The following is a 21,417-nucleotide window of genomic DNA, read 5'->3' as shown; positions in this document are numbered from 1 at the left end:
GGACCATCATGGTGATACTTGTAAATGTAATCCTCGCCCTGGCCGCGGCTACGCGCGAGGTCCCGGTTATCAACGAAATGTTGCACCAATGCCTGCGACTGCGTTTCCACGTCAAAGCGGTTGGACGCGTTGACGCCATAATGCGCACCAGTCCGGTCAATGAATTGACCTAGCCCAGAGGCAGACGTTGTCCCCGCAGCTGCATCAGGGTTGAAGCCTGACTCAACTCGGGCGATGGCAAGGACGTATGCAGTCTCGCGCGCTGAAAGCCCTGCATCTCGCGAGGAATCGATAAGGCTATCGATCACGCGTGATTGTGTCTGTGGGCTAGCATCGCCCCAGCGACGCGATTCGCCATGCAATCTGCCATCTCCGCTGTCGATGGGTTCGCGGTAATGGCTCCAGGGTTTGATTCGGTCGCTGCTGTAAGCAGCGCCGCGTGGTTGAACCATTTCGGTATAAATCGTGGTGTCGGTCATATCGTGCGTTCCTTTCTATGAGACAGATTCTTCCTTGTAACGGGTGCTGCTCCATGTACTGCGTACTGCTTTCACCATGCGCCGCAATCGGCGCATAGACTTCCTTTGCTCAGGGCTGGAAAGGCTCCAATTCCGGGTGCTTCAGTCCTAACTCTTCGAGCTTGTGTTCGTATTCGTCGTTATTCGGGCTCTGCTGGCCGTCCTGCGTATGCAGCGGTGGTGTCGCATGATTCAGCAACTGACCCTTGATGTCATACAGGAAGAACCATTCGCAAAATTCGCAGCCGTAAGGAAGCTCGCCGTACTGGACGACAAAGTACGTGCTTCCTTTTGCGTCTTCCGCGCAACCCAGTCCCACTGCGGTGTAGTCCGCCATCTCTGGAGGCGCTGCCACTTCCTGGCGCTGGCCATCGTGCTCCATTTCCAGGTGGGTCTTGGAAGAGCCGCTGCTCTCGGATGGCAACGCGCTCAGGTGCAGGCGCACGCCGGAGCATTCCTTGATCATGTCGTTCCGTCCTTGTGTATCTGCTTCTGTCGAAGTCGGGGATGGTGTGGTGGCAGGCGGCGTACTAGGCGCGCTGGTGGTGGCAGCTACGGGCCCTGGCTTGTCACCGCATGCGGAAAGCACCAGGCTCAGGCCGAGAGCAGGTAGCACGGAGATGAAGCGTCGCATCAAGTCGCCTCTTTGACGGTATGAGTTATAGGTGACGATAGCCAAGCCGGCAGAACCTGCTTCCAGTGCCCACCGACGTTTACAAAGACTGGTCGTCCACCTTGACCAGCATCCAGCAGGGGCGCTGGGCGAAGTGGTAGAACTGCTGATCGCCGGTGTCCGGTGTGCGGACCAGTACCTGGCGGCCATCGGCTTCTTCGGAAATCGTGACCTCGCGGCCGCCGTTGCGTGCTGCCTCCAGGTTCGGGATGACAGGCCATTCGACCTTGGCAAGCGGAACCGTGCGGGTGACCGGGGTGGGCTCGGGCTGTGCGTCCGGGTCGAGTTGGATCATCGTCAGCGGATCGGCCGTGGCTTTTTCCTGTACCGCAATGTCTGCACTGAAGCTTTTCAGAAAGTCAGAGAAGTCGGCGCTGTGACAGGTTGTTGCCTGCGCGGGCGTTGCCGGAACGGTGGCGGATGCAGGCGATGCATTCGCAGCAGGTGTCGCAGCGCCGGCTGGCTCAGCTTGCGGCTTGCAGGCAACCAGCGCCAGGCTCAGTGCGAGAGCGTGCAGGGACGTTCGGAAAAGGGCCAATGGATCCTCCTGATCATAGCGGGCAAGCTGGAGCGCGGGCGGGACGTTATACGCGCGCTGCTTGCCGATGTGTGAAGGCTTGCAGAGCGTGGGTTGCACAAACTGGCCGGCATGCGGCAAGCCAATGTCCTCACAGAACAAGCAACCTGACGGTGGCCCCGGTGCTCGGGCGAGTCCGCGGCCGTTGATTGCTGTCAGCAAAGCCAGGTTATCTTGATCGAGCCTGTGCAAAGATCATCATGATTTGATCATGGTTTTGGCCGGGAATTTATCTGGTATGGCGCGGCTGACTATATCCCGTTTGAAAATACATCGAGTGCATCCGCACCCACCCATCCCTGTGCGCAGTCGCCGACATACTGGCCTGGGGCAGCGGCATGGCAATTTCCGCCAGTGGCGCTCTTCGAACGTTGGATCGGCCTGTCGCCATATGTTCGGCATGCCGGGTTGTTTTTGCATCCGGCAACACTGTCTGCAGGAATCGCAATGACGTAGTAATACAGAGGATTCTGTCCGGCGCGGCCGATCGCTTGAATGCAGACGAGCTGGCCCTGCGCCAGCCTGGCTCTGGCGACCACGCTACTGCCAGTGGTCGGCACCGCATCAAGTGCATCCACCCCGCTTGCCTGCGCCACGCCGGCAAACAAGCCCGCATCGTCACACGCAGGCGAGAGCTCCACGTCGTAGAAATCGCCGGCATCGACATTTCCGGCCGTGCAGCCTTTTGCCATGTTCGCATCGGCACACTGCACGCTGCTTGCCTGTAGCAACGTCGCGAGCTGGTCATTGAGGGAAGCGCCAGAAGAAGCCGGTGCGTGCGTTGCTGCAGGCGCCGATACCGATGCCGATGCCGTCGATGTGACTAGCGTCGCATCGGGGGCTGATTCGCCGGCGCTGCACGCGCTTACTGCAAGCAGCCCGGGCAGCAGTGCGTTGCGTAACGCCGGCAATCTGCGGAATGAAAAATGTGGGAGTGCCATTGCGACTTCCTTGGCTAACAGATCCCGTCAGGTGCGTCCTTCAGCGCTCAAGAAAGAGCGCTGCCCGCCATTGCTGCTTTAGTACAGCCTCAAAGCCTCGGGACCGGGGCCTTGAACATCAATCGACCGAAATACCCGCCAGCCTCTGCAACGCCTCGGCGTATTTGGCGCGCGTGCGTTCGATCACTTCGGCCGGCAGGCGCGGGCCAGGTGCGGTCTTGCCCCAGTCCAGGGTTTCCAGGTAATCGCGCACGAACTGCTTGTCGTAGCTCGGCGGGCTGGTGCCCAGCTCGTACTGGTCGGCGGGCCAATAGCGCGACGAATCCGGGGTCAGCATCTCGTCCATGATGTACAGGCGGCCATCGGCGTCGGTGCCGAATTCGAACTTGGTGTCGGCCAGCAAAATGCCGCGTTCGGCGGCAAAATCGGCGGCGAAGCGATAGATGCGCAAGGTGGCATCGCGCACGCGCTCGGCCAGCTCGGCGCCGACGGTCTTGACCATCGCATCGAAGTCGATGTTCTCGTCATGGTCGCCGACCGCAGCCTTGGTCGAAGGGGTAAAGATCGGCTCGGGCAGTTTCTCGGCCTGGCGCAGGCCATCGGGCAATTCGATGCCGCTGATCTTGCCGGTGCGCTGATAGTCCTTCCAGCCGCTGCCGATCAGATAACCGCGCGCGATCGCTTCCACCGGCACCGGCTTGAGCTTGCGCGTGACCACCGCGCGCTTGGCGTACAGCGCCGGATCCACGCCCTCGGGCAGCACCTGCTCGACGCGGATGTCCACCAGATGGTTGGGCATCAGGTGTTCGGTCTTGTGGAACCAGAAGTTGGACACCTGGCAGAGCATTTCGCCCTTGCCGGGAATCGGGTCGGGCAGCACCACGTCGAACGCAGACAGGCGGTCGGTGGCCACCATCAACAGGTAGTCGCCGGGGGGCGCATCGGCGGGCAGGCGGTCGCGGGGAATGTCGAAGACATCGCGGACCTTGCCACGGTGGCGCAACGGCAGGCCGGGGAGATCGGATTGCAACAGCGTGGTCGACACAGGCACTCCTAAGGACGTCGCAATGACGCTGTCCCCAGGACCCGGCGGGCCCGCGGGTAGGCAGCGGGCCGCGTAGTGTACGGTGCTTCGCGGCGCCCCGCTGCACGCAGTGGCTGGCAGGCGTTGCACTGCCAGCTGGCGGCCATGGCCGCTATGCCCAACCGGCAGGGCCGACGGCCGCACCCGGGTGTCAGGCACGCTGCCGCTGGCATGCGGCGCGTCGCAAACCTACCCGGTACTTCGCCCATGAGCGCCTCGCACGCCGATCGACAGCCAAGCCACACAGGGCTTCGGGTAAAATCGCCGGCCCGCCTCTTTGGCTGCCGATCGCCCCCATGTCCTGGTACGGAAAATTGCTCGGCGCACTTGCCGGCGCCTTGCTGTTCCGCGGGGCGCCGCTGATCGGGGTGATGATCGGCCTGGCGATCGGGCATGCGGTGGATGCGGGCTGGTTCAAGCGCCGCGAAGAGAACCCGTACGAGGCACTGGGCCTGGAAGCAGACGCCACCAAAGCCGAGATCGACCTGGCCTATCGCCGCCTGATGTCGCGCTACCACCCCGACAAGGTGGCCAACGCCAGCCCGGAAGACCGCCGGCAGGCCGAAAAGAAGGCCAGCCAGATCAACGCCGCCTACGACCGCATCCAGCGGCAGCGCAAGCGCTGAGCTCTGACGGAGAGCGGGGCAACGGACCGTAGCAGGATCATCAGATCAATGCGGGGCTGCCTGATCCCATTTGCCCAACATCGGGTGTGCGTTGCTGAGCCATCCTCAGCATCTGACGCCGCGCATTGCGGGCACAGCCTCGCCCATAGGCCTGGCTCTCTCGGGCCAGAACTGCAGGAATGGAGGAACAGGCCTTGGAGCAGTCCCTGAAAGAGACCGCGACTAGGCCTTGAATGCGCCGAATTAAACGAAAACCCGATGCGCGCATCGCTTGGCGAGGCGCGTTCCAGAACTGCCCCCGCAACAGTCGGCGAGGTCTTACATAAACGCCCAGGAACCTAGAGATTCCCGGGCGCACATGGGGCGAATATGTCACCCAGGGCCGAGCCCTCAGGCCATGCCCTTTCGCCGGATCAGAAGCGGTAGCTGGCGGTCAGGCGGATCGCATTGGACGAAAAATCCGTGTCCGTACGGCGCAGGTCGGTGCCGGCCGGGTTCACGCGCAGGAACGGGTTGGTCGCCGGGGCGGTGCCCGGGCCGACACGCACGCGGGTGTCTTCGTCCTGCAGGCGGGTGAACAGATATTCCACGCCCACCGAGACATGGTCGCTCAAGCGACGCTGCAGCCCGATGCCGGCCTGGTAACCGTTGGCACTGTCGCCACCGCTGCCGGTGAAGCTGTTGGCGGTGTTGCTGCTGGCAAAGCTGTGGTCGAACTCGCCGCGTGCCACGCCGGCGGTGACATACGCCAGGTAGTCGCCCTGTGCGCCGAACGCATAGCCCACGCGCCCGCGCAGCGCGGCGGTGCGATTGAGCTGGCGGGTAAAGGTGTACAGCGCCGGTGTGGTGCTGAAGGCGCTGACGCTGTCGCGCAGGTCGTTACGGGTGTATTCGGCCACCACGCCGTAGACCCAGTCGCCCACCTGCCAGTCGTAGCCGGCGCGCACGCCGTATTCGGCACCGCCCTTGTCCTTGCTGCACCCGCTTGCCGGTGTGCGCCCGGCCGCAGCGCCACCGCAGAAGCCCGGCGAAAACGCATCCGCCCCGGTGGCGGTGCTGACCTGGTCGCCGTCGCGGCCGTCCAGGTTGGTATCGAAGCCGAAACGGCCGCCGGACACGCCGGCCGGGTCGGCGCCGCCCACATTGGCCCCCAGCGAGAAGCCGGACCAGTCAGCGGGGCCGGATTGCGCCCAGGCCGAGGGGGCCAGGGCAAATAGAACGAGGGCAGCGGAAGCGAGCGGGGTGGTTTTCATGCGGTTTCCTTCATCTGGCGCGGCGCGCCGGTCCATCACCCTACGCGCTGGCGTCCGCTGCGGATGCACTGACAATCGCTTTTTGGGAAGCGGTTGCGGATTTGGAAGACCTGCCAGGCAGCGGCTCTGGCCGATCGAGTGCAATACCGCCGGTGTTGGCGGCGCCAGGCGCCCATCGCCGGCAGCCAACGCCAAGCCGGCCCGAAGCTCCACCGAACGCCCGCTTGCAGAGCAGCTGCCGCCGCGCTCGGCTTTCCTCGCCGCGCCACGGTTGCGACAATGGGGCTCCTGCATTTTCCCGAGCTGCCCATGCAACCGACGGCGATCGCCCCGTCCATCCTGTCTGCCGATTTCGCCCGCCTGGGCGAGGAAGTGGACAACGTCCTGAAGGCCGGTGCCGACTGGGTGCACTTCGACGTGATGGACAACCACTACGTGCCCAACCTGACCATCGGCCCGATGGTCTGCCAGGCGCTGCGCAAGCACGGCATCACTGCACCGATCGACGTGCACCTGATGGTCGAACCGGTGGACCGCATCGTGCCGGACTTCGCCGACGCTGGTGCCACCACCATCAGTTTCCATCCCGAAGCCAGCCGCCACGTGCACCGCACCATCCAGTTGATCAAGTCGCATGGCTGCCAGGCCGGGCTGGTGCTCAACCCGGCCACGCCGGTGGATATTCTCGATTGGGTGCTGCCCGAGCTGGATCTGGTGCTGGTGATGTCGGTCAACCCCGGGTTCGGCGGCCAGGCCTTCATTCCCTCGGCGCTGGACAAGCTGCGCGCCATCCGCAGCAAGATTGATGCGCTGGGCAAGCCGATCCGCCTGGAGATCGATGGCGGCGTCAAGGCCGACAACATCGGCGCGATCGCTGCCGCCGGTGCGGATACCTTCGTGGCCGGCTCGGCCATCTTCAATGCGCCCGACTACGCGCAGATCATTGCGCAGATGCGCGCGGCGGTGGATGCGGCGCGATGACTCAGGCGCCGCTGCAGATCCGCCCCGCCACGCCCGCCGATGCGGCGCTGCTGCACGAACTGGTCACCGCGCTGGCGGTGTACGAGCGCGAGCCCGACGCGGTGAAGGCCACGCCGGAGGATCTGCGCGCCAGCCTGTTCGGCGACGGTGCCACCGCGCACGCGTTGCTCTGCGAGCAGGGCGGCCAGGTGCTTGGGTTCGCGGTGTATTTCTTCAATTACTCCACCTGGCTGGGCCGCAACGGCCTGTATCTGGAAGACCTGTTCGTGCGGCCGCAAGCGCGCGGGCAGGGCGCCGGCCTGGCGCTGCTGCGGCACCTGGCACAACTGGCGGTGGATAAGGACTGCGGACGCTTCGAGTGGTCGGTGCTGGACTGGAACCAGCCGGCGATCGAGTTCTACCAGGGCGTGGGTGCGCGCCCCATGGAGGGCTGGACGGTGTACCGGCTCGATGGTGAACGCCTGGCCGCGTTTGCTGCAGGCAGCTGAGGCGGCGGGGCAAGGGATGAGCCGCGCGTCAGCCAGGCTCTAGGCTTGCCTGGCAGTTGACGCCCGCTTGGGGGCGCGAAGTGCAGGCCTGCCCCAGGGCATCCTGCTTCAACCATGCAGTTTGTGGCCAAGCAACCGCGCGTCACCTCGCCACCCCTCCGAAACACGCATAAAAAATGCCGCCCCAATGGAGCGGCCTTCAAGAAAATTTGGAGGCTGATCCTGCCTCCGCCCGTCGTCCCTGCTATGGCCTTCTATCCTCCGGGTCATCGATGACATGCCGATGACAGGTGCGGGCACTGCGTATTCACGATCCACGCATTCCGCCGCTGCTAGCCTGCGCGCACCACACCCTCCTCCATCGGCAGCGCGCATGGCCCCGTCCCACTGGCGACTGATCCTCAACGGCAAGTCCACCGACAACGAGGATCTGCGCGAGGCGGTGGGCGTGCTGCGCAAGCGCGGCATCCAGCTCGATGTACGCGTGACCTGGGAAGAGGGCGACGCCGAGCGCTACGTGGCCGAAGCCATCGCCGATGGCGTGCAGACCGTGGTCGCCGCCGGCGGCGATGGCACGCTGAGCGAAGTGGCCGCCGCACTGGCCCACCACCAGGACGACGCCGCCACGCTGCCATCGTTGGGCCTGGTGCCGCTGGGCACCGCCAACGATTTCGCAACTGCCGCCATGATCCCGCTCGAACCGCTCGGCGCCCTGGGCCTGATTGCCGAACGTGCGGCCGAGCCCATCGACCTGCTGCGTATCGACGCCGACCACGGCCCGCACTGGTGCGCCAATGTGGCCAGCGGCGGCTTCGGCACTCAGGTCACCGTGGAAACCGATGCGGGCCTGAAGAAGATGCTCGGCGGGCTGGCCTACCTGATCACCGGCATGTCGCGGCTGGGGCGGATCGACCCGATCAGTGCCCATTTCACCGGCCCGGATTTCAGCTGGGAAGGCGAATTCATCGCACTGGGCCTGGGCAACGGGCGCCAGGCCGGCGGTGGCCAGGCGCTGTGCCCGGAGGCACTGATCGACGACGGCCTGCTCGATGTCACCATCGTGCCCGCGCTCAACGGCGAGGTCGCCGCCACGCTGGGCACCCTGGTCACCGGCGGCAAGCAGGCCGCGCTCGAACGGGTCGCGGTGCGCACCCGGCTGCCCTGGCTGGAGATCGCCTCCGTGCAACCGCTCACCTTGAATCTGGATGGCGAACCGGAGACCTCGCGGCATTTCCGCGTCGAATGCGTGGCGGCCCGCCTGCGCATGCATTTGCCGATCGATTGCCCGTTGCGGAGCGCTTGAAGCGGGGAATGGGGAATGGAGAATCGGGAATCGGGATTCAAGCGAAGCAACTGCGGCTCAAGCGAAGCAACCGCCAACGCACCGCTGTAAGCCCCTCTCCCTTTGGGAGAGGGGTTGGGGTGAGGGTGCCTGTGTCGACACACATGCCGCTACCAGGTAGCTCGCTCTGCACCGGCGCACGGCAATGTCTCACCGTGTGCGAAAAACGCGCTCTACAACAAGGACGCGCTATCCGGAGCCGATGTCGGTCAGCCTGAGACGCCATAACCAACACCGCCCAACCTGGCACAACCCACCCTCGCAATTCCCACAGTTTTCGCCTTGGCACCTGCTGCCCTAAACCGGCAGTTGCGCTACAGTACCCACGTGTCCCGCCTGACGACCCCACGCTCCTTCTCTTCCGCTCGCCGCTGGTGGCGATGGTGGCCCGTTGCCGTCGTCCGCCCCGCCACAGAGTCCCGGAAGGAAAGTCGTCTTGATCACTGCAGAGCAGTTCCAGCGCCAGGCCGCTGAAGGCCACACCCGTATCCCCGTTGTCCGTGAAGTGCTGTCCGACCTGGACACGCCGCTGTCGGTCTATCTGAAACTCGCCGACGGCGCCTACACCTACCTGTTCGAATCGGTCGAAGGCGGTGAGCGCTTCGGGCGCTATTCCATCATCGGCCTGCCGGCGCGGCGCGTGTACAGCTTTCGCGGCCACACGCTGGAAGTCAGCGAACACGGCGAAGTGCTGGAGACCCGCGAAGTCGCCGATCCGCTGGCCGAAGTCGACGCCTTGCGCGCCGAGCACTCGGTGCCCCAGCTCGATGGCCTGCCCGGGTTTACCGGCGGGCTGGTCGGTTGGTTCGGCTTCGAATGCATCCAGTACATCGAACCGCGCCTGGGTAGCGGCGAGAAGCCCGACGAACTGGGCACGCCGGACATCCTGCTGATGCTCTCCGAAGAGCTGGCGGTGTTCGACAATCTCAAAGGCCGCTTGTACCTGATCGTGCATGCCGACCCGCGCCAGCCGCAGGCCTATGTGCGCGCCAACCGCCGCCTGGACGAACTGGCGCATCGCCTGCGCCAGGGCGGCGCCGGGTATCCGCAGGCGCAAATTTCCGATGCCATCGACGAATCGGATTTCCATTCTTCGTTCACCCGCGAGGAGTACCACGCGGTGGTGCGCAAGGCGCAGGAATACGTGCGCGCCGGTGACATCTTCCAGGTGGTGCCGTCGCAACGGTTGCGGGTGCCATTCCGTGCGCGCCCGGTGGATGTGTATCGCGCGCTGCGTGCGTTGAACCCTTCGCCGTACATGTATTTTCTCGATGTCGGCGGCACCCAGGTGGTCGGCTCCTCGCCGGAAATCCTCGCGCGCCTGCGCGATGGCGTGGTCACCGTGCGTCCCATCGCCGGCACCCGCCCGCGCGGCGCAACACCGGAGCTGGACAAGGCGCTGGAAGAAGAGTTGCTGGCCGACCCGAAAGAGCGCGCCGAGCACGTGATGTTGATCGACCTGGGCCGCAACGATGTCGGCCGCGTGGCCGAGCCGGGCACGGTCAAGGTGGGCGAGCAGTTCGTGATCGAGCGCTATAGCCACGTCATGCACATCGTCAGCGAAGTCACCGGCACGCTCAAAGCCGGCCTGAATTACAGCGATGTGCTGCGCGCGACGTTTCCCGCCGGCACTGTCAGTGGCGCACCGAAGATCCGCGCACTGGAAATCATCCGCGAGCTGGAGCCGGTCAAGCGCAATGTGTATTCCGGCGCCGTGGGCTACATCGGCTGGCATGGCGACGCCGATACCGCGATTGCGATCCGCACCGCCGTGATCCAGGACGGCTATCTGTATGTGCAGGCCGGCGGCGGCGTGGTCTACGACTCCGACCCCGATCTGGAATGGCAGGAAACCATGAACAAGGGCCGCGCCCTGTTCCGCGCAGTTGCTCAGGCCGCCAAGGGGCTGTGATGGACGGGCAGGACGGCGATGCACGCATCAGCTTTCGCAACGATTACAGCGAGGGCGCACATCCGCGCGTATTGCAGGCATTGGCGCAGGCCAGTGCCGAGCAAAATGGCGGCTACGGTACCGATCGGCATAGCGAACGTGCTGCGGCATTGATTCGCAATGCCATTGCGCAACCGCAGGCCGCCGTGCATCTACTGGTCGGCGGCACGCAGACCAACCTGATTGCGATCAGCGCATTTTTGCGCCCGCATCAGGCGGTGATTGCGGTGGAAGCCGGCCACATCGCCACGCACGAAACCGGCGCGATCGAGGCCACCGGGCACAAGGTGCTCACCGTGCCCGCGCTGCACGACAAGCTGACGCCTGCCTTGATCGCGCCACTGCTTGCGGTGCACAGCAACGAGCACATGGTGCAGCCGCGGCTGGTCTATCTCTCCAACAGCACCGAGAGCGGCACCATCTACACGCGTGCCGAACTTGAGGCGCTCGCGCAGTTCTGCCGCGCGCATGACTTGCTGCTGTATCTGGATGGCGCGCGCCTGGGCGCGGCATTGACTGCCCATGGCAACGATCTGGATCTACCGACGATTGCCGCGCTCACCGATGCGTTCTACATCGGCGGCACCAAGAATGGCGCCTTGCTCGGCGAAGCGCTGGTCATCGTCAATCCCGCGTTGCAGTCCGATTTTCGCTACCTGATCAAGCAACGCGGTGCGCTGCTGGCCAAGGGCATGGTGCTGGGTGCGCAGTTCGCTGCGCTGTTCGAAGAGGGGCTGTTCTTTGAATTAGCTGCGCATGCCAATGCAATGGCGCAGCGGCTGCGCGCCGGCTTGCTGGCGGCCGGCGCCGAATTCACCAGCAACTCGCCGACCAACCAGCAATTCATTGCCGTGAGCGCGCAGCAGGCCGAACAGATCGCGCAGCGCTACGATTTCGAACGCTGGGAAACGCGCAGCGACGGCCGCCTGGTGATTCGCTTCGTGACTTCGTGGGCCACCACGCCTGCCGCGGTCGATCGTCTGTGTGCGGATGTTGCCACGCTTGTGCAAGACCCAAAATCTCAGGACCGTTTCTAGGACACAAGGATGATGACGATGAAAAAAATCATAGGTTGGATGCTCGCTGGCGCCCTGATGTTGCCCGTGGTGGCATCGGCACAGATCAACACGCTGCCCTCCCAACCGCACTTGCTGGTGAAGGGGCAGGCATTTCGTACCGTCGATCCGGATCGTTTCATCGTCGACCTCAAGATCAGCAAGATCGACCTGCAGCCAGATCTGGCACGGCAGTTCGTCGAGGAGCGCGCCAAGCAGGTCTTGCAGGGGCTCCAGCGCAATCACGTCATGAAGGATTCGCTCTACGCCTCCGCACTGTCTATCTCTCCGCAATCGCGCTACGAGAACGGCAAGCTGGCTTTCCAGGGAACCCAGGTGGAGCGAAAGATCCGCGGCACCTTCACGTCCTTGAAGGATGTGCGCGCTTTCCTCGGCGGGCTGGATGCCAACGAGAATGTCCAGGTGCTGTCGATGCAGACAGCATTCGCCGACGCGGCCGCCTTGCGCGCAGCACTCAAGCGCGAAGCGGCCACGCAGTCACGCGAATCTGCCCAGGGGTTGGCCGCTGCCTACGGCGTGCGACTTGGCGGGATTTACAGCATCTCCGATGTAGCGCCGAGTTTTGCTTACGGTGTCGAAGCAGGCACCTGGTCCGCCCCTGCAGTGCCCAGGCCCGGCTCGGCAGTATCGCCGCCTTCGCCACAGGCACCGCCCCCTCCGCCGCCACCTGCTCCAGGTGCGGGTGCGCAGGGTCTGGGCGAAAGTCTGCTGACCGGCACCATCACCTACACCGAAAACATCTATGCGGTCTTCCTGATCGCGCAATGAGTCCCTTGCCATGCTGCTGATGCTCGATAACTACGACAGCTTCACCTACAACCTCGTGCAGTACCTGCAGGCGCTGGGTGCCGAGGTCACGGTGGTGCGCAACGATGCGATGAGCGTCGACCAGATCGCCGCGCTCAAGCCCGAGCGCATCGTGATTTCGCCGGGGCCGTGCACGCCGAACGAGGCTGGCATCTCGCTGCAGCTGATCGAGCAACTGGGCCAGACCACGCCGATTCTCGGTGTCTGCCTGGGTCACCAGAGCATTGGCCAGGTCTACGGCGGCGATGTCATTCGCGCCGGCAACATCATGCATGGCAAGACCTCGCCGATCCGCCATGAAGGCAAGGGCGTGTTTGCCGGGCTGCCGGATAGCTACCAGGCCACGCGCTATCACTCCCTGGTGGTGGACAAGACCACCTTGCCGCCAGACCTGGAAGTCACCGCGTGGACCGAAAATACGGACGGCTCGATGGAAGAGATCATGGGCCTGCGCCATCGCAAGTTTCCGGTCGAAGGCGTGCAGTTCCATCCGGAGTCGATCCTCACCCAGCACGGCCATGCGTTGCTGAAGAATTTCCTGGAGCGATGAGCGTTGCTGCCTGCGCCAACGCGCATGCCGCACAGCACACCATGCCTGGCGCAACGCACAGCTCTTCCCATCGCGGCGCCAACGCATCCACTTCCCACACTAGCACCGCAATGCCCTGGACCACGATGAACCCGCCCAGCGACACCTTCCATTTCTACGAGCCAGCCAACGGGCACGGGCTGCCGCACGATCCGTTCAATGCCATCGTCGGCCCGCGGCCGATCGGCTGGATCGGCTCGCGCAGCGCCGATGGCATCGTCAACCTGGCGCCGTACAGTTTCTTCAACGCCTTCAACTACACCCCGCCAATCGTCGGCTTCGCAAGCATCGGCTGGAAGGACAGCGTGCGCAACATCGAGGCCACCGGGGTGTTCACCTGGAACCTGGCCACGCGCCCGTTGGCCGAGGCGATGAATGCCAGCGCCGCGTTGGTGCCGCAGGAGGTCGACGAGTTCGAGTTGGCCGGCCTGCAGGCCGCGCCGTCGCGGCTGATCGACGTGCCGCGTGTGGCGGCCAGCCCGGTGAGCTTCGAGTGCCGGCTCAGCCAGTTGATTCCGTTGCAGGCTGCCGATGGGCAGCCCATCCAGACCTGGCTGGTGCTGGGCGAGGTGGTCGGCGTGCATCTGGCGCACGCAGCGCTGAGCGATGGCATTTACGATCCGGCCGCCGTGCACACCATCCTGCGCGCCGGTGGCCCGGCCGATTATTTTGAAGTGCAGGCGCAGGCGCGCTTTCGCATGCGGCGCCCGGGGCAGTGACCAGCGGGTGGCACTGATTCGGTCCTGCGCACGCAGGCGTACGCACGGGGCTTGCTCGGTCACGCTGGCCCCGCACACTGCGCGCATCGCCTGATGTCTTTCTTCTTACTCCACGGTTGGTTCCATGCCCATCACCCCACAACAAGCCCTGCAACGCACCATCGAGCACCGCGAGATCTTCCATGACGAAATGGTTGATCTGATGCGGCAGATCATGCGCGGCGAGGTGTCCGATGCCATGGTCTCGGCCATTCTGACCGGCTTGCGGGTCAAGAAGGAAACCATTGGCGAGATCGCCGGTGCGGCCACGGTGATGCGCGAGTTCTCGCGCCGCGTGGAGGTCACCGATCGCCGCCACATGGTCGATATCGTCGGCACCGGCGGCGACGGTTCGCACACCTTCAACATTTCAACCTGCGCCATGTTCGTGGCCGCTGCCGGCGGCGCAAAAGTCGCAAAGCACGGCAATCGCAGCGTGTCGTCCAAGTCGGGCAGTGCCGACGCATTAGAGGCGTTAGGCGCGGTGATCGAATTGCAGCCCGAGCAGGTGGCTGCATCGCTGGCGCAGACCGGCATCGGTTTCATGTACGCACCCGTGCATCACCCGGCGATGAAAGTGGTGGCACCGGTGCGCCGCGAGATGGGCGTGCGCACCATCTTCAATATTCTCGGCCCGCTGACCAATCCTGCCGGCTCGCCGAACATCTTGATGGGCGTGTTCCATCCTGATCTGGTGGGCATCCAGGCGCGCGTGCTGCAGGAGCTGGGTGCCGAGCGCGCGCTGGTGGTGTGGGGCCGCGATGGCATGGACGAACTCTCGCTGGGTGCCGGCACCCTGGTTGGCGAGTTGCGCGACGGGCAGGTGCACGAATACGAAGTGCATCCGGAGGATTTCGGCATTGCCATGTCGGCCAGCCGTAATCTCAAGGTGGCCGATGCCGCCGAGTCGCGCGCCATGCTGTTGCAGGTGCTCGACAACGTGCCCGGCCCGGCGCTGGACATCGTGGCGCTCAACGCTGGCGCGGCGCTGTACGTGGCCGGCGTGGCCGACAGCATCGCCGATGGCATCGTGCGCGCCCGCCAAGTGCTCGCCGATGGCTCGGCACGTGCCCGTCTGGACGCCTATGTCGCCTTCACCCAGCAGGCCGCCGCACAAGGCTGATTCCCGTGTCCGGCCACGCTGGCCGACACCCTCACGGCGGCGCTGGCATGCTGCGCAGCGCGCGCTGGTCAGGTCGCCGCCATGATCTTGACCGATAATGCCCGCCCGCCAGGACCCGACACGATGAGCGATATTCTCAACACCATCCTTGCCCTCAAGGCCGACGAAATCGCCGAGCGTAGCGCACGCGTGCCTCTGGCCGAGCTGGTCGCGCGTAGCGTAGACCTGCCGCTCACCCGCGGATTTGCCGCCGCCATGAAGGCCAGCATTGCCGCTGGCGAGCCAGCCGTGATTGCCGAAGTGAAGAAGGCCAGCCCGTCCAAGGGCGTGATCCGGCCCGACTTCCACCCGGCTGACATCGCGGTCAGCTACGAGTTCGGTGGTGCCAGCTGCCTGTCGGTGCTGACCGATGTGGATTTCTTCCAGGGCTCCGATGCGTATCTGCAGCAGGCACGCGAGGCCTGCACCTTGCCGGTGCTGCGCAAGGATTTCACCGTCGATCCGTACCAGGTCTACGAGGCGCGCGTGCTTGGCGCCGACTGCATCCTGCTGATCGTCTCGGCGCTGGAGGACCAGCAACTGGCCGACCTGTCCGGTCTGGCGATGCAGTTGGGCCTGGATGTGCTGGTGGAAGTGCACGATATCGACGAGCTCGAGCGTGCGGTGCAGGTGCCGGTGCCGCTGGTGGGCATCAACAACCGCAATCTGCGCACCTTCGAGGTGTCGCTGCAGACCACCCTGGACATGCGCGCAGCTGTGCCGCGTGATCGTGTCCTGGTCACCGAAAGCGGCATCGTCACCGCATCCGACGTGCAGTTGATGCGCAGCAACGGCGTGAACGCGTTTCTGGTCGGCGAGACCTTCATGCGCGCGCCCGAACCCGGCGAAGCACTGCGTCAGCTATTCTTCGCGCATGACTGAGTCGTATCCCGCCCCGCGCGAGGACGCACCGCTGGTGGTCTTCGACTTCGATCACACCCTGTACGACGGCGATTCCGGCAGCCATCTGTTTGCCTGGCTGATCCGCCGCAACCCGTTGCGCCTGCTGGTGGCGCTGTTGGCCTCGCCGATCCTGGGGCCCATGGTGGCGATGCTGCCCACGCGTCGGCGCGGCGTGTCCGGGTATGTCTGGATCGCCACCTTCGGCCTGCACCGTGCACGCGAGTTCAATCGCTTCATCGACGCCTACGTGCTCAAGCATGAAGCGCAGATCCGGCAGCGGCTGCTGCCGCACGCACTGAAGGTCTTCACCGAACATCGCGCCGCAGGCGATCGGGTGGTCGTGGCGACCGGTGCGCCGCCGGAGCTGGCGCGCGCAATTCTGGGCTTCGTTGCGCATCAGGACGTGCCGGTGATCGGCACCTTGGTGGGCCCGCGCCTGGGTGCAGTGACCGCACGCCGGCACTGCCACAACGAAGAAAAGATGCGCATGCTGCGCGAACGCGGCTATGCCGATATCGCTATTGCCTATTCGGACAGCACCGCGGATCTGCCATTGCTCAAGGCCGCGCGCGCACCGGTCGTGGTCAACCCCAAGGCCAATCGCGAGAGCCTGTTCCGCCAGGTGCTGCCCGTCGGTACTCCGATTCTCAACTGGGGCTGTCGCGATCGCGGTGGCAAGGCGCTCTAGCCGCGCCGATCACCGGCAGCCCGTACGCGCTTGGTGATCACTATAGAAAGCGTCGCTGCGGTCATTCGGTGATCTCGCCCGCGTTCGATGGCGTGGATCACTGTCGAACTGCTGTACGCGGATAACGCAACAACTGTGACGCAATCGATGCGCAGTAGCTGCCGTACATCACCCACAGGTCCTGCAAAGCAATGTTGTGATCTGTGGACTGGGTCGCGCTACGGATGGGCTCGCTAAGGCGATATGCAGCGCTCTGGCGCAGCGTTTGGCCGGTTTTGCGCCGGCGCCACCGGTATTGCGAAGCGATCGGTGCGCCAGCGTACCGATCGCCACCACACGCTTAGCGCGTGCCGTACAACACGACGGTCTTGCCGCGTGCGTGCAACAGGCCATCGGCCTGCAACTTCTTCAGGACGCGTCCGGCCATTTCGCGCGAGCAGCCGACCAGGCGCGCGAGTTCCTGCCGCGAGACGCGCAACTGCGTGCCCTGCGGATGGCTCATCGCCTCCGGCTCCTTCGACAGATCGTGCAGTGTGCGCACGATGCGATCGGTCACATCCAGGAACGCCAGGCGGCTGGCTTTCCTTGTGGTATCGAGCAGCCGTTTTGAAAGCTGAACGCCAATGGCGTACAGAATTCGCGGCGCATCCGGCGACAAACTCGTCTGAAACAGCTGCTGCAGGCGCTCGTAGCTGATTTCAGCCAACTCGCATTGCGTGCGGGTGCGCAGGATCACTTCGCGCGTATCGGATTCGATGAACAACCCCATCTCACCAACGAACTCGCCGCTACCGAAGTAGCCCAGCACCAACTCACGATCGTCATCTTCCTCGGCAATGATGCTCACCGAGCCGCTGATCACGTAGTAGAGGGTGCCAGCGGGGTCTCCCGGCCGGAACACATCGGTCCGGGTCGGATAGCGCCTGCGGTGGCTGTGCGCCAGGAATCGCTCAATGGTGCCCGCGTCCAGCGTCAGTGAGGGGGTAGCGTTACGTACCGTCGTAGTCACAACCGTCGTGTTCCCTAGGCTCATGGTAGTTCCGCGTGTAATTCCCGAAGCTTAACGGCATGAGTCATGCAAGGTAAACCATTCTCAACGCCGGCATTTCGTTGATGAGAGCTTTGGCCCATAATTGCCCCCTTTCCCGTCTTCCCAAAGGACCGACCGCCGTGGTCAAGCCGTTGCCTCGTCTGAGGCTGCAGGGGTTCAATAACCTCACCAAGGCGTTGAGCTTCAACATCTACGACGTCTGCTATGCACGTACCGAAGAGGAGCGTCAGCGCTACATCGAGTACATCGACGAGCAGTACGATGCGGACCGTCTGACCCAGATCCTGACGGATGTGGCCGAAATCATCGGCGCCAACATCCTCAATATCGCGCGTCAGGATTACGATCCACAAGGTGCGTCGGTGACGATCCTGATCTCGGAAGAGCCGGTGATCGACAAGAAGCAGGCCGGCAAGGAGCTCATCTCCGACGCCGTGGTTGCGCATATGGACAAGAGCCATATCACTGTCCATACATACCCCGAGACGCATCCCCAGGAAGGCATCGCCACCTTCCGCGCCGATATCGATGTCGCCACGTGCGGCGTGATTTCGCCGCTGAAGGCGTTGAACTACCTGATCGAGAGTCTTGAGTCCGACATCGTGATCATGGACTACCGCGTCCGTGGCTTTACCCGCGATGTGAAGGGCAAGAAGCACTACATCGACCACAAGATCAACTCGATCCAGCACTTCCTCGCCAAGAACGTGAAGTCGCGCTACGAGATGTTCGACGTCAACGTCTACCAGGAAAATATCTTCCACACGAAGATGCATCTGAAAGATTTCGACCTGGATCAGTACCTGTTCGAAGAGCGTGCGAAGAACCTTTCGTTCAAGGAGCGTATGAAGATCGAAACGCTGCTCAAGCGCGAGATCGAAGAACTGTTCCACGGCCGCAATCTGAGCGAATAAGCGTAGTTTCGACCGTTGCGTACCTGCTTGCAGTTGCGCAACCACATGACACGGCGGGACGGCCCGCCACGCGATGACCTCGCGTTCCATAGCCGACGGCGGCCCGGTGTGCAGACACCGGGTCGCTTTTTTTTTGTCCGTTTTTTCTGTGAGGAGTGATGTGATGCCCTGGATCTATCTGGTGTTGGCCGGCCTGTTCGAAATCGGCTTTGCCCTGGGACTCAAATACAGCGACGGCTTCAGCCGCCTGTGGCCGAGCGTGCTGACGATCGGCCTGGCCGGCGTGAGTCTGTGGTTCCTGACCCAGGCGCTAAAGACCATCCCGGTGGGCACCGGCTACGCGATCTGGACCGGCATCGGCGCACTGGGCGTGACCATCGCCGGGATCGCGCTGTTTGGCGACAGCGCCTCGTGGTCGCGGCTGGCCTGCATTGGCTTGATCGTGGCCGGCGTGATCGGTCTGAAGCTGGTGTCGTAGTTGTAGTCAGTCCCGCTTCGTAGGCCTGCCTCCCGAGGTTTGCTGCGCAAACCTTGGGCCCCACTCCGTCGCAGCCTATCCCCGCGCCTTTGGTGTGCCTCCCCAACAAAAGGGGGCTCTGCTTCAGTGGCGTGCGCCGAGGCATGCGGCGCGATTAGGTCAGGCGGCAGAGTCGTCGTCAGACACTCATACCGAAGTCGCCGTTGGCGTACACGGCATGGCGCGCGTCTCACTGTGCGATCTGCGTGGGGATGCACGCAAGATTCTGATCGCCAGCCGCCAGCCGCCAGCCGCCAGCCGCCAATCCCCAATCCCCAATCCCCAATCCCCAATCCCCTAGAAACGGTAGGCGATGGTCTTCATCAGCTTGGAGGCCAGGGCCATCGCGCTGGGGATCGGTGGCGGCAAGATGCGTGCGCCGGCCTGCTCGGCGTGATCGGCGTGGCGTGCTTCGTCGATCTTCATCACGCGCAGGATCGCGCGGCTGCGCTGGTCGGTCTCGGGCAGGGTCTCCAGGTGTTCGTCCAGATGGGCTTCCACCTGCCGTTCGGTTTCCACCACAAAGCCCAGGCTCCAGTCGTCGCCACGCAGCCCGGCGACAGCGCCGAGCGCATAGCTGCCGGCGTACCAGAGCGGGTTGAACAGGCTGGGGCGGCTCTCCAGCTCACGTAGCCGGTCCGCGCACCATGCCAGGTGGTCGGTCTCTTCCTGCGCGGCGGTGAGCAGATGCTGGCGGGTGTGGTCATCGCGCGCCACCGCGGCCTGGCCAAAATACAGGCCTTGCGCGCACACCTCTCCGACGTGGTTGATCCGCATCAGCCCGGCGGCGTGCTGGCGTTGCGCAGGTGCCAGAGCGGCATCGGGAGTGTCGCCGGCGGGATTGGGGCGCTCGGCCGGCGGATTGCCGAACACCGTGTCCAGCGCGCGCTGGGCTTCGACCAGCAGGCGGTCGAGCGGGCTGTGCAGTCGGGAAGGGGGGATCTGGGTCATGTAGGGATTCTCGCCCCCGGCCGACGTGCTGCCAACCATTGCCGGCCATGTGAGGCCTCGACTTGCGCCGGGGAGGGGCATCCCGTACAATCCCGCCTCTTCTGTTTCGCCTTCACAACGCGTGGCAAAGTTCCAGCGGTCATTGCCGCTGCAATCCGCCCGACCACACTCAAGAGTTTTCTCATGACTACGTTCACCGCCAAGTCCGAGACCGTCCAGCGCGACTGGTATCTCGTTGACGCCGCCGGCAAGACGCTCGGCCGTCTGTCCACCGAATTGGCTCGCCGCCTGCGCGGCAAGCACAAGCCTGTTTACACCCCTCACGTCGATACCGGCGATTACCTCGTGGTAATCAACGCCGAGAAGATCGTGGTCACGGGTAACAAGCTGAAAGACAAGAAGTATCACCGCTTCACCGGCTACATCGGTAACTTGAAGACCGAGAGCCTGGAGCAGGCGCTGCAGCGCCACCCGGAGCGCGTGATCGAAATCGCCGTCAAGGGCATGCTGCCGAAGGGCCCGCTGGGCCGCACCATGTACCGCAAGCTCAAGGTCTATTCGGGTGCCGAGCATCCGCACGCCGCTCAGCAGCCGCAAGTTCTGGATATCTAATCATGGCTATCACGCAAAACTACGGCACTGGCCGCCGCAAGTCCTCCACCGCTCGCGTGTTCCTGCGCAAGGGTACCGGCAACATCACCGTCAACAACCGTCCGCTGGACGAGTTCTTTGGCCGTGAGACTGCGCGCATGATCGTGCGTCAGCCGCTGGAACTCACCAAGAACACCGAGAGCTTCGACATCCTGGTCACCGCCTCGGGCGGCGGCACCACCGGCCAGGCCGGTGCGATCCGTCTGGGCATCGCCCGTGCACTGGTCGAGTACGACGAAACCCTGAAGTCCGAGCTGCGCAAGGCTGGCTTCATGACCCGTGACGCCCGCGAAGTCGAGCGTAAGAAGGTCGGTCTGCACAAGGCCCGTCGCGCGACCCAGTTCTCCAAGCGCTGATCCATCGCGTTTGCTGCGTCCCGGTTCGCCGGGATGCTTCAAAAGCCCCGGCAATGCCGGGGCTTTTGTCGTTTTGGGCACGTCATTTTTTGGTCTGATTATTGGCGGCCGTTGTGTCATGCGGTGTGGTGCTGGTTTGGTCGAACGATCGGGCGTTGGTTGCCTCCGTCATGCGCATTTGGGCGTGTATGAGGCTCGCCTTCTGTTCGACTGGGAGTGGCGGCATCGGCGCCGTTTTGAGACTGATGCAGGCAAGTCACAAATCGGATGTGGCGAAGCGTGCCGTTCTGGGATGCCTTTTTTCTGGTTGCCGGTGTTGTGGAAATCTTGACGAGGTCGCTGCTGTGGGCGCACGTGGGCGCGATGTTCGCGATGGGCGTTACCTGGAAAGCTTCGTCGCGCGCTAGCGCGCTCCTACAGATGCTTGCTTGGCGCGCACTTCCGCGAGTAGCAGCTGTAACGTGGTGGAGCCGTTGCAGCGCGATCGTCGCGCACGAGCCTGGTGCTCTAGCCGTGTGCTGCGGGTTTTCTGATTGCTTGTGTTGTGGCAGCCGTGCCCG

At 63.9% G+C, this 21,417-nt stretch carries 24 protein-coding genes; 16 read left to right on the top strand and 8 right to left on the bottom strand.

From position 1 onward, the window contains the following. The 5 genes from ACD584_RS14490 to ACD584_RS14470 form a co-directional block, all read right to left on the bottom strand. The coding region (locus ACD584_RS14490) for a transglycosylase SLT domain-containing protein (protein ID WP_372357302.1) at positions 1-479 on the bottom strand (479 nt) is incomplete at its 3' end. Positions 480-588: 109 nt separating this feature from the next. Continuing rightward, the gene (locus ACD584_RS14485) at positions 589-984 is read right to left on the bottom strand and encodes a hypothetical protein (protein WP_070689511.1); all 396 of its coding nucleotides are present in this window, start codon (positions 982-984) and stop codon (positions 589-591) included. Positions 985-1,231: 247 nt separating this feature from the next. Continuing rightward, positions 1,232-1,849, bottom strand: coding sequence for a hypothetical protein (locus ACD584_RS14480; RefSeq protein WP_372357301.1), 618 nt, complete (start codon positions 1,847-1,849; stop codon positions 1,232-1,234). Positions 1,850-2,019: 170 nt separating this feature from the next. Then, on the bottom strand, positions 2,020-2,709 hold the full coding sequence (locus tag ACD584_RS14475; RefSeq protein ID WP_175611714.1) for a hypothetical protein: 690 nt from the start codon (positions 2,707-2,709) through the stop codon (positions 2,020-2,022). A 118-nt stretch (positions 2,710-2,827) separates the two neighbouring features. After that, positions 2,828-3,754, bottom strand: a complete 927-nt coding sequence (locus tag ACD584_RS14470) for a phosphoribosylaminoimidazolesuccinocarboxamide synthase (RefSeq protein WP_161962074.1) — start codon at positions 3,752-3,754, stop codon at positions 2,828-2,830. A gap of 335 nt (positions 3,755-4,089) precedes the next feature. Between ACD584_RS14470 and ACD584_RS14465 the strand changes: the two genes are divergently transcribed. Continuing rightward, a complete protein-coding gene (locus ACD584_RS14465; RefSeq protein ID WP_011035707.1) occupies positions 4,090-4,419 on the top strand; it encodes a DnaJ family molecular chaperone in 330 nt (109 codons plus the stop codon). Positions 4,420-4,832: 413 nt separating this feature from the next. Here ACD584_RS14465 and ACD584_RS14460 read toward each other — a convergent pair whose 3' ends face one another. Continuing rightward, complete coding sequence (locus ACD584_RS14460) at positions 4,833-5,672, bottom strand: outer membrane protein (RefSeq protein ID WP_011035708.1); 840 nt, start codon at positions 5,670-5,672, stop codon at positions 4,833-4,835. A 279-nt stretch (positions 5,673-5,951) separates the two neighbouring features. On the opposite strand from ACD584_RS14460, the gene rpe reads away from it, so the two are divergent. The 11 genes from rpe to ACD584_RS14405 all read left to right on the top strand — a co-directional run bounded on the left by rpe (position 5,952) and on the right by ACD584_RS14405 (position 16,417). Then, complete coding sequence (rpe, locus tag ACD584_RS14455; RefSeq protein WP_016945174.1) at positions 5,952-6,653, top strand: ribulose-phosphate 3-epimerase; 702 nt, start codon at positions 5,952-5,954, stop codon at positions 6,651-6,653. Next, positions 6,650-7,141, top strand: coding sequence for a GNAT family N-acetyltransferase (locus ACD584_RS14450; RefSeq protein ID WP_076037341.1), 492 nt, complete (start codon positions 6,650-6,652; stop codon positions 7,139-7,141). The genes rpe and ACD584_RS14450 overlap by 4 nt, the downstream gene beginning before the upstream one ends. Positions 7,142-7,514: 373 nt before the next feature. Continuing rightward, positions 7,515-8,444 carry a lipid kinase YegS gene (gene yegS, locus ACD584_RS14445; protein ID WP_011035711.1) on the top strand — a complete coding sequence of 310 codons (930 nt, stop codon included), beginning with the start codon at positions 7,515-7,517 and terminating at the stop codon, positions 8,442-8,444. Positions 8,445-8,919: 475 nt separating this feature from the next. Further along, complete coding sequence (gene trpE, locus ACD584_RS14440; RefSeq protein ID WP_011035712.1) at positions 8,920-10,395, top strand: anthranilate synthase component I; 1,476 nt, start codon at positions 8,920-8,922, stop codon at positions 10,393-10,395. Next, the gene (locus tag ACD584_RS14435) at positions 10,395-11,471 is read left to right on the top strand and encodes a low specificity L-threonine aldolase (RefSeq protein WP_076037340.1); all 1,077 of its coding nucleotides are present in this window, start codon (positions 10,395-10,397) and stop codon (positions 11,469-11,471) included. The genes trpE and ACD584_RS14435 overlap by 1 nt, the downstream gene beginning before the upstream one ends. 18 nt (positions 11,472-11,489) lie before the next feature. Beyond that, positions 11,490-12,278: an SIMPL domain-containing protein gene (locus tag ACD584_RS14430; RefSeq protein ID WP_076037339.1), complete on the top strand. Its 789-nt coding sequence runs from the start codon at positions 11,490-11,492 to the stop codon at positions 12,276-12,278. Positions 12,279-12,288: 10 nt separating this feature from the next. Further along, entirely contained in the window at positions 12,289-12,867 is a 579-nt protein-coding gene (locus tag ACD584_RS14425) for an aminodeoxychorismate/anthranilate synthase component II (protein ID WP_076037338.1), read from the top strand. A gap of 125 nt (positions 12,868-12,992) precedes the next feature. Further along, on the top strand, positions 12,993-13,625 hold the full coding sequence (locus ACD584_RS14420) for a flavin reductase family protein (RefSeq protein WP_076037337.1): 633 nt from the start codon (positions 12,993-12,995) through the stop codon (positions 13,623-13,625). A 124-nt stretch (positions 13,626-13,749) separates the two neighbouring features. Next, positions 13,750-14,787, top strand: a complete 1,038-nt coding sequence (trpD, locus tag ACD584_RS14415; RefSeq protein ID WP_076037336.1) for an anthranilate phosphoribosyltransferase — start codon at positions 13,750-13,752, stop codon at positions 14,785-14,787. Between the two features lie 123 nt (positions 14,788-14,910). After that, on the top strand, positions 14,911-15,708 hold the full coding sequence (gene trpC, locus ACD584_RS14410; protein ID WP_076037335.1) for an indole-3-glycerol phosphate synthase TrpC: 798 nt from the start codon (positions 14,911-14,913) through the stop codon (positions 15,706-15,708). Beyond that, positions 15,701-16,417: a haloacid dehalogenase-like hydrolase gene (locus ACD584_RS14405; protein WP_014509211.1), complete on the top strand. Its 717-nt coding sequence runs from the start codon at positions 15,701-15,703 to the stop codon at positions 16,415-16,417. Before trpC ends, ACD584_RS14405 begins: the two co-directional genes overlap by 8 nt. Positions 16,418-16,757: 340 nt before the next feature. Here the strand turns inward: ACD584_RS14405 and crp are convergent, their stop codons facing one another. Continuing rightward, on the bottom strand, positions 16,758-17,450 hold the full coding sequence (crp, locus tag ACD584_RS14400; protein ID WP_011035725.1) for a cAMP-activated global transcriptional regulator CRP: 693 nt from the start codon (positions 17,448-17,450) through the stop codon (positions 16,758-16,760). A 137-nt stretch (positions 17,451-17,587) separates the two neighbouring features. Between crp and speD the strand changes: the two genes are divergently transcribed. Together speD and ACD584_RS14390 are read left to right on the top strand one after the other, a co-directional pair. Continuing rightward, the gene (speD, locus tag ACD584_RS14395) at positions 17,588-18,382 is read left to right on the top strand and encodes an adenosylmethionine decarboxylase (RefSeq protein ID WP_005990692.1); all 795 of its coding nucleotides are present in this window, start codon (positions 17,588-17,590) and stop codon (positions 18,380-18,382) included. A gap of 163 nt (positions 18,383-18,545) precedes the next feature. Then, complete coding sequence (locus ACD584_RS14390; protein WP_011035726.1) at positions 18,546-18,860, top strand: multidrug efflux SMR transporter; 315 nt, start codon at positions 18,546-18,548, stop codon at positions 18,858-18,860. A 336-nt stretch (positions 18,861-19,196) separates the two neighbouring features. Here the strand turns inward: ACD584_RS14390 and coq7 are convergent, their stop codons facing one another. Continuing rightward, a complete protein-coding gene (gene coq7, locus ACD584_RS14385) occupies positions 19,197-19,850 on the bottom strand; it encodes a 2-polyprenyl-3-methyl-6-methoxy-1,4-benzoquinone monooxygenase (protein WP_011035727.1) in 654 nt (217 codons plus the stop codon). 183 nt (positions 19,851-20,033) lie between these two features. Here coq7 and rplM point away from each other — a divergent pair, with 183 nt between their 5' ends. After that, the gene (gene rplM / locus ACD584_RS14380; protein WP_003483082.1) at positions 20,034-20,462 is read left to right on the top strand and encodes a 50S ribosomal protein L13; all 429 of its coding nucleotides are present in this window, start codon (positions 20,034-20,036) and stop codon (positions 20,460-20,462) included. A 2-nt stretch (positions 20,463-20,464) separates the two neighbouring features. Further along, complete coding sequence (rpsI, locus tag ACD584_RS14375; protein ID WP_011035728.1) at positions 20,465-20,857, top strand: 30S ribosomal protein S9; 393 nt, start codon at positions 20,465-20,467, stop codon at positions 20,855-20,857. Positions 20,858-21,417: the final 560 nt, after the last annotated feature.

This window comes from Xanthomonas sp. NCPPB 2922 (assembly GCF_041520885.1).
GTDB classification, from domain to species: domain Bacteria; phylum Pseudomonadota; class Gammaproteobacteria; order Xanthomonadales; family Xanthomonadaceae; genus Xanthomonas; species Xanthomonas campestris.
The sequence above is the reverse complement of the archived record's forward strand: the minus strand, read 5'-3'. Positions and strand labels throughout refer to the sequence as shown.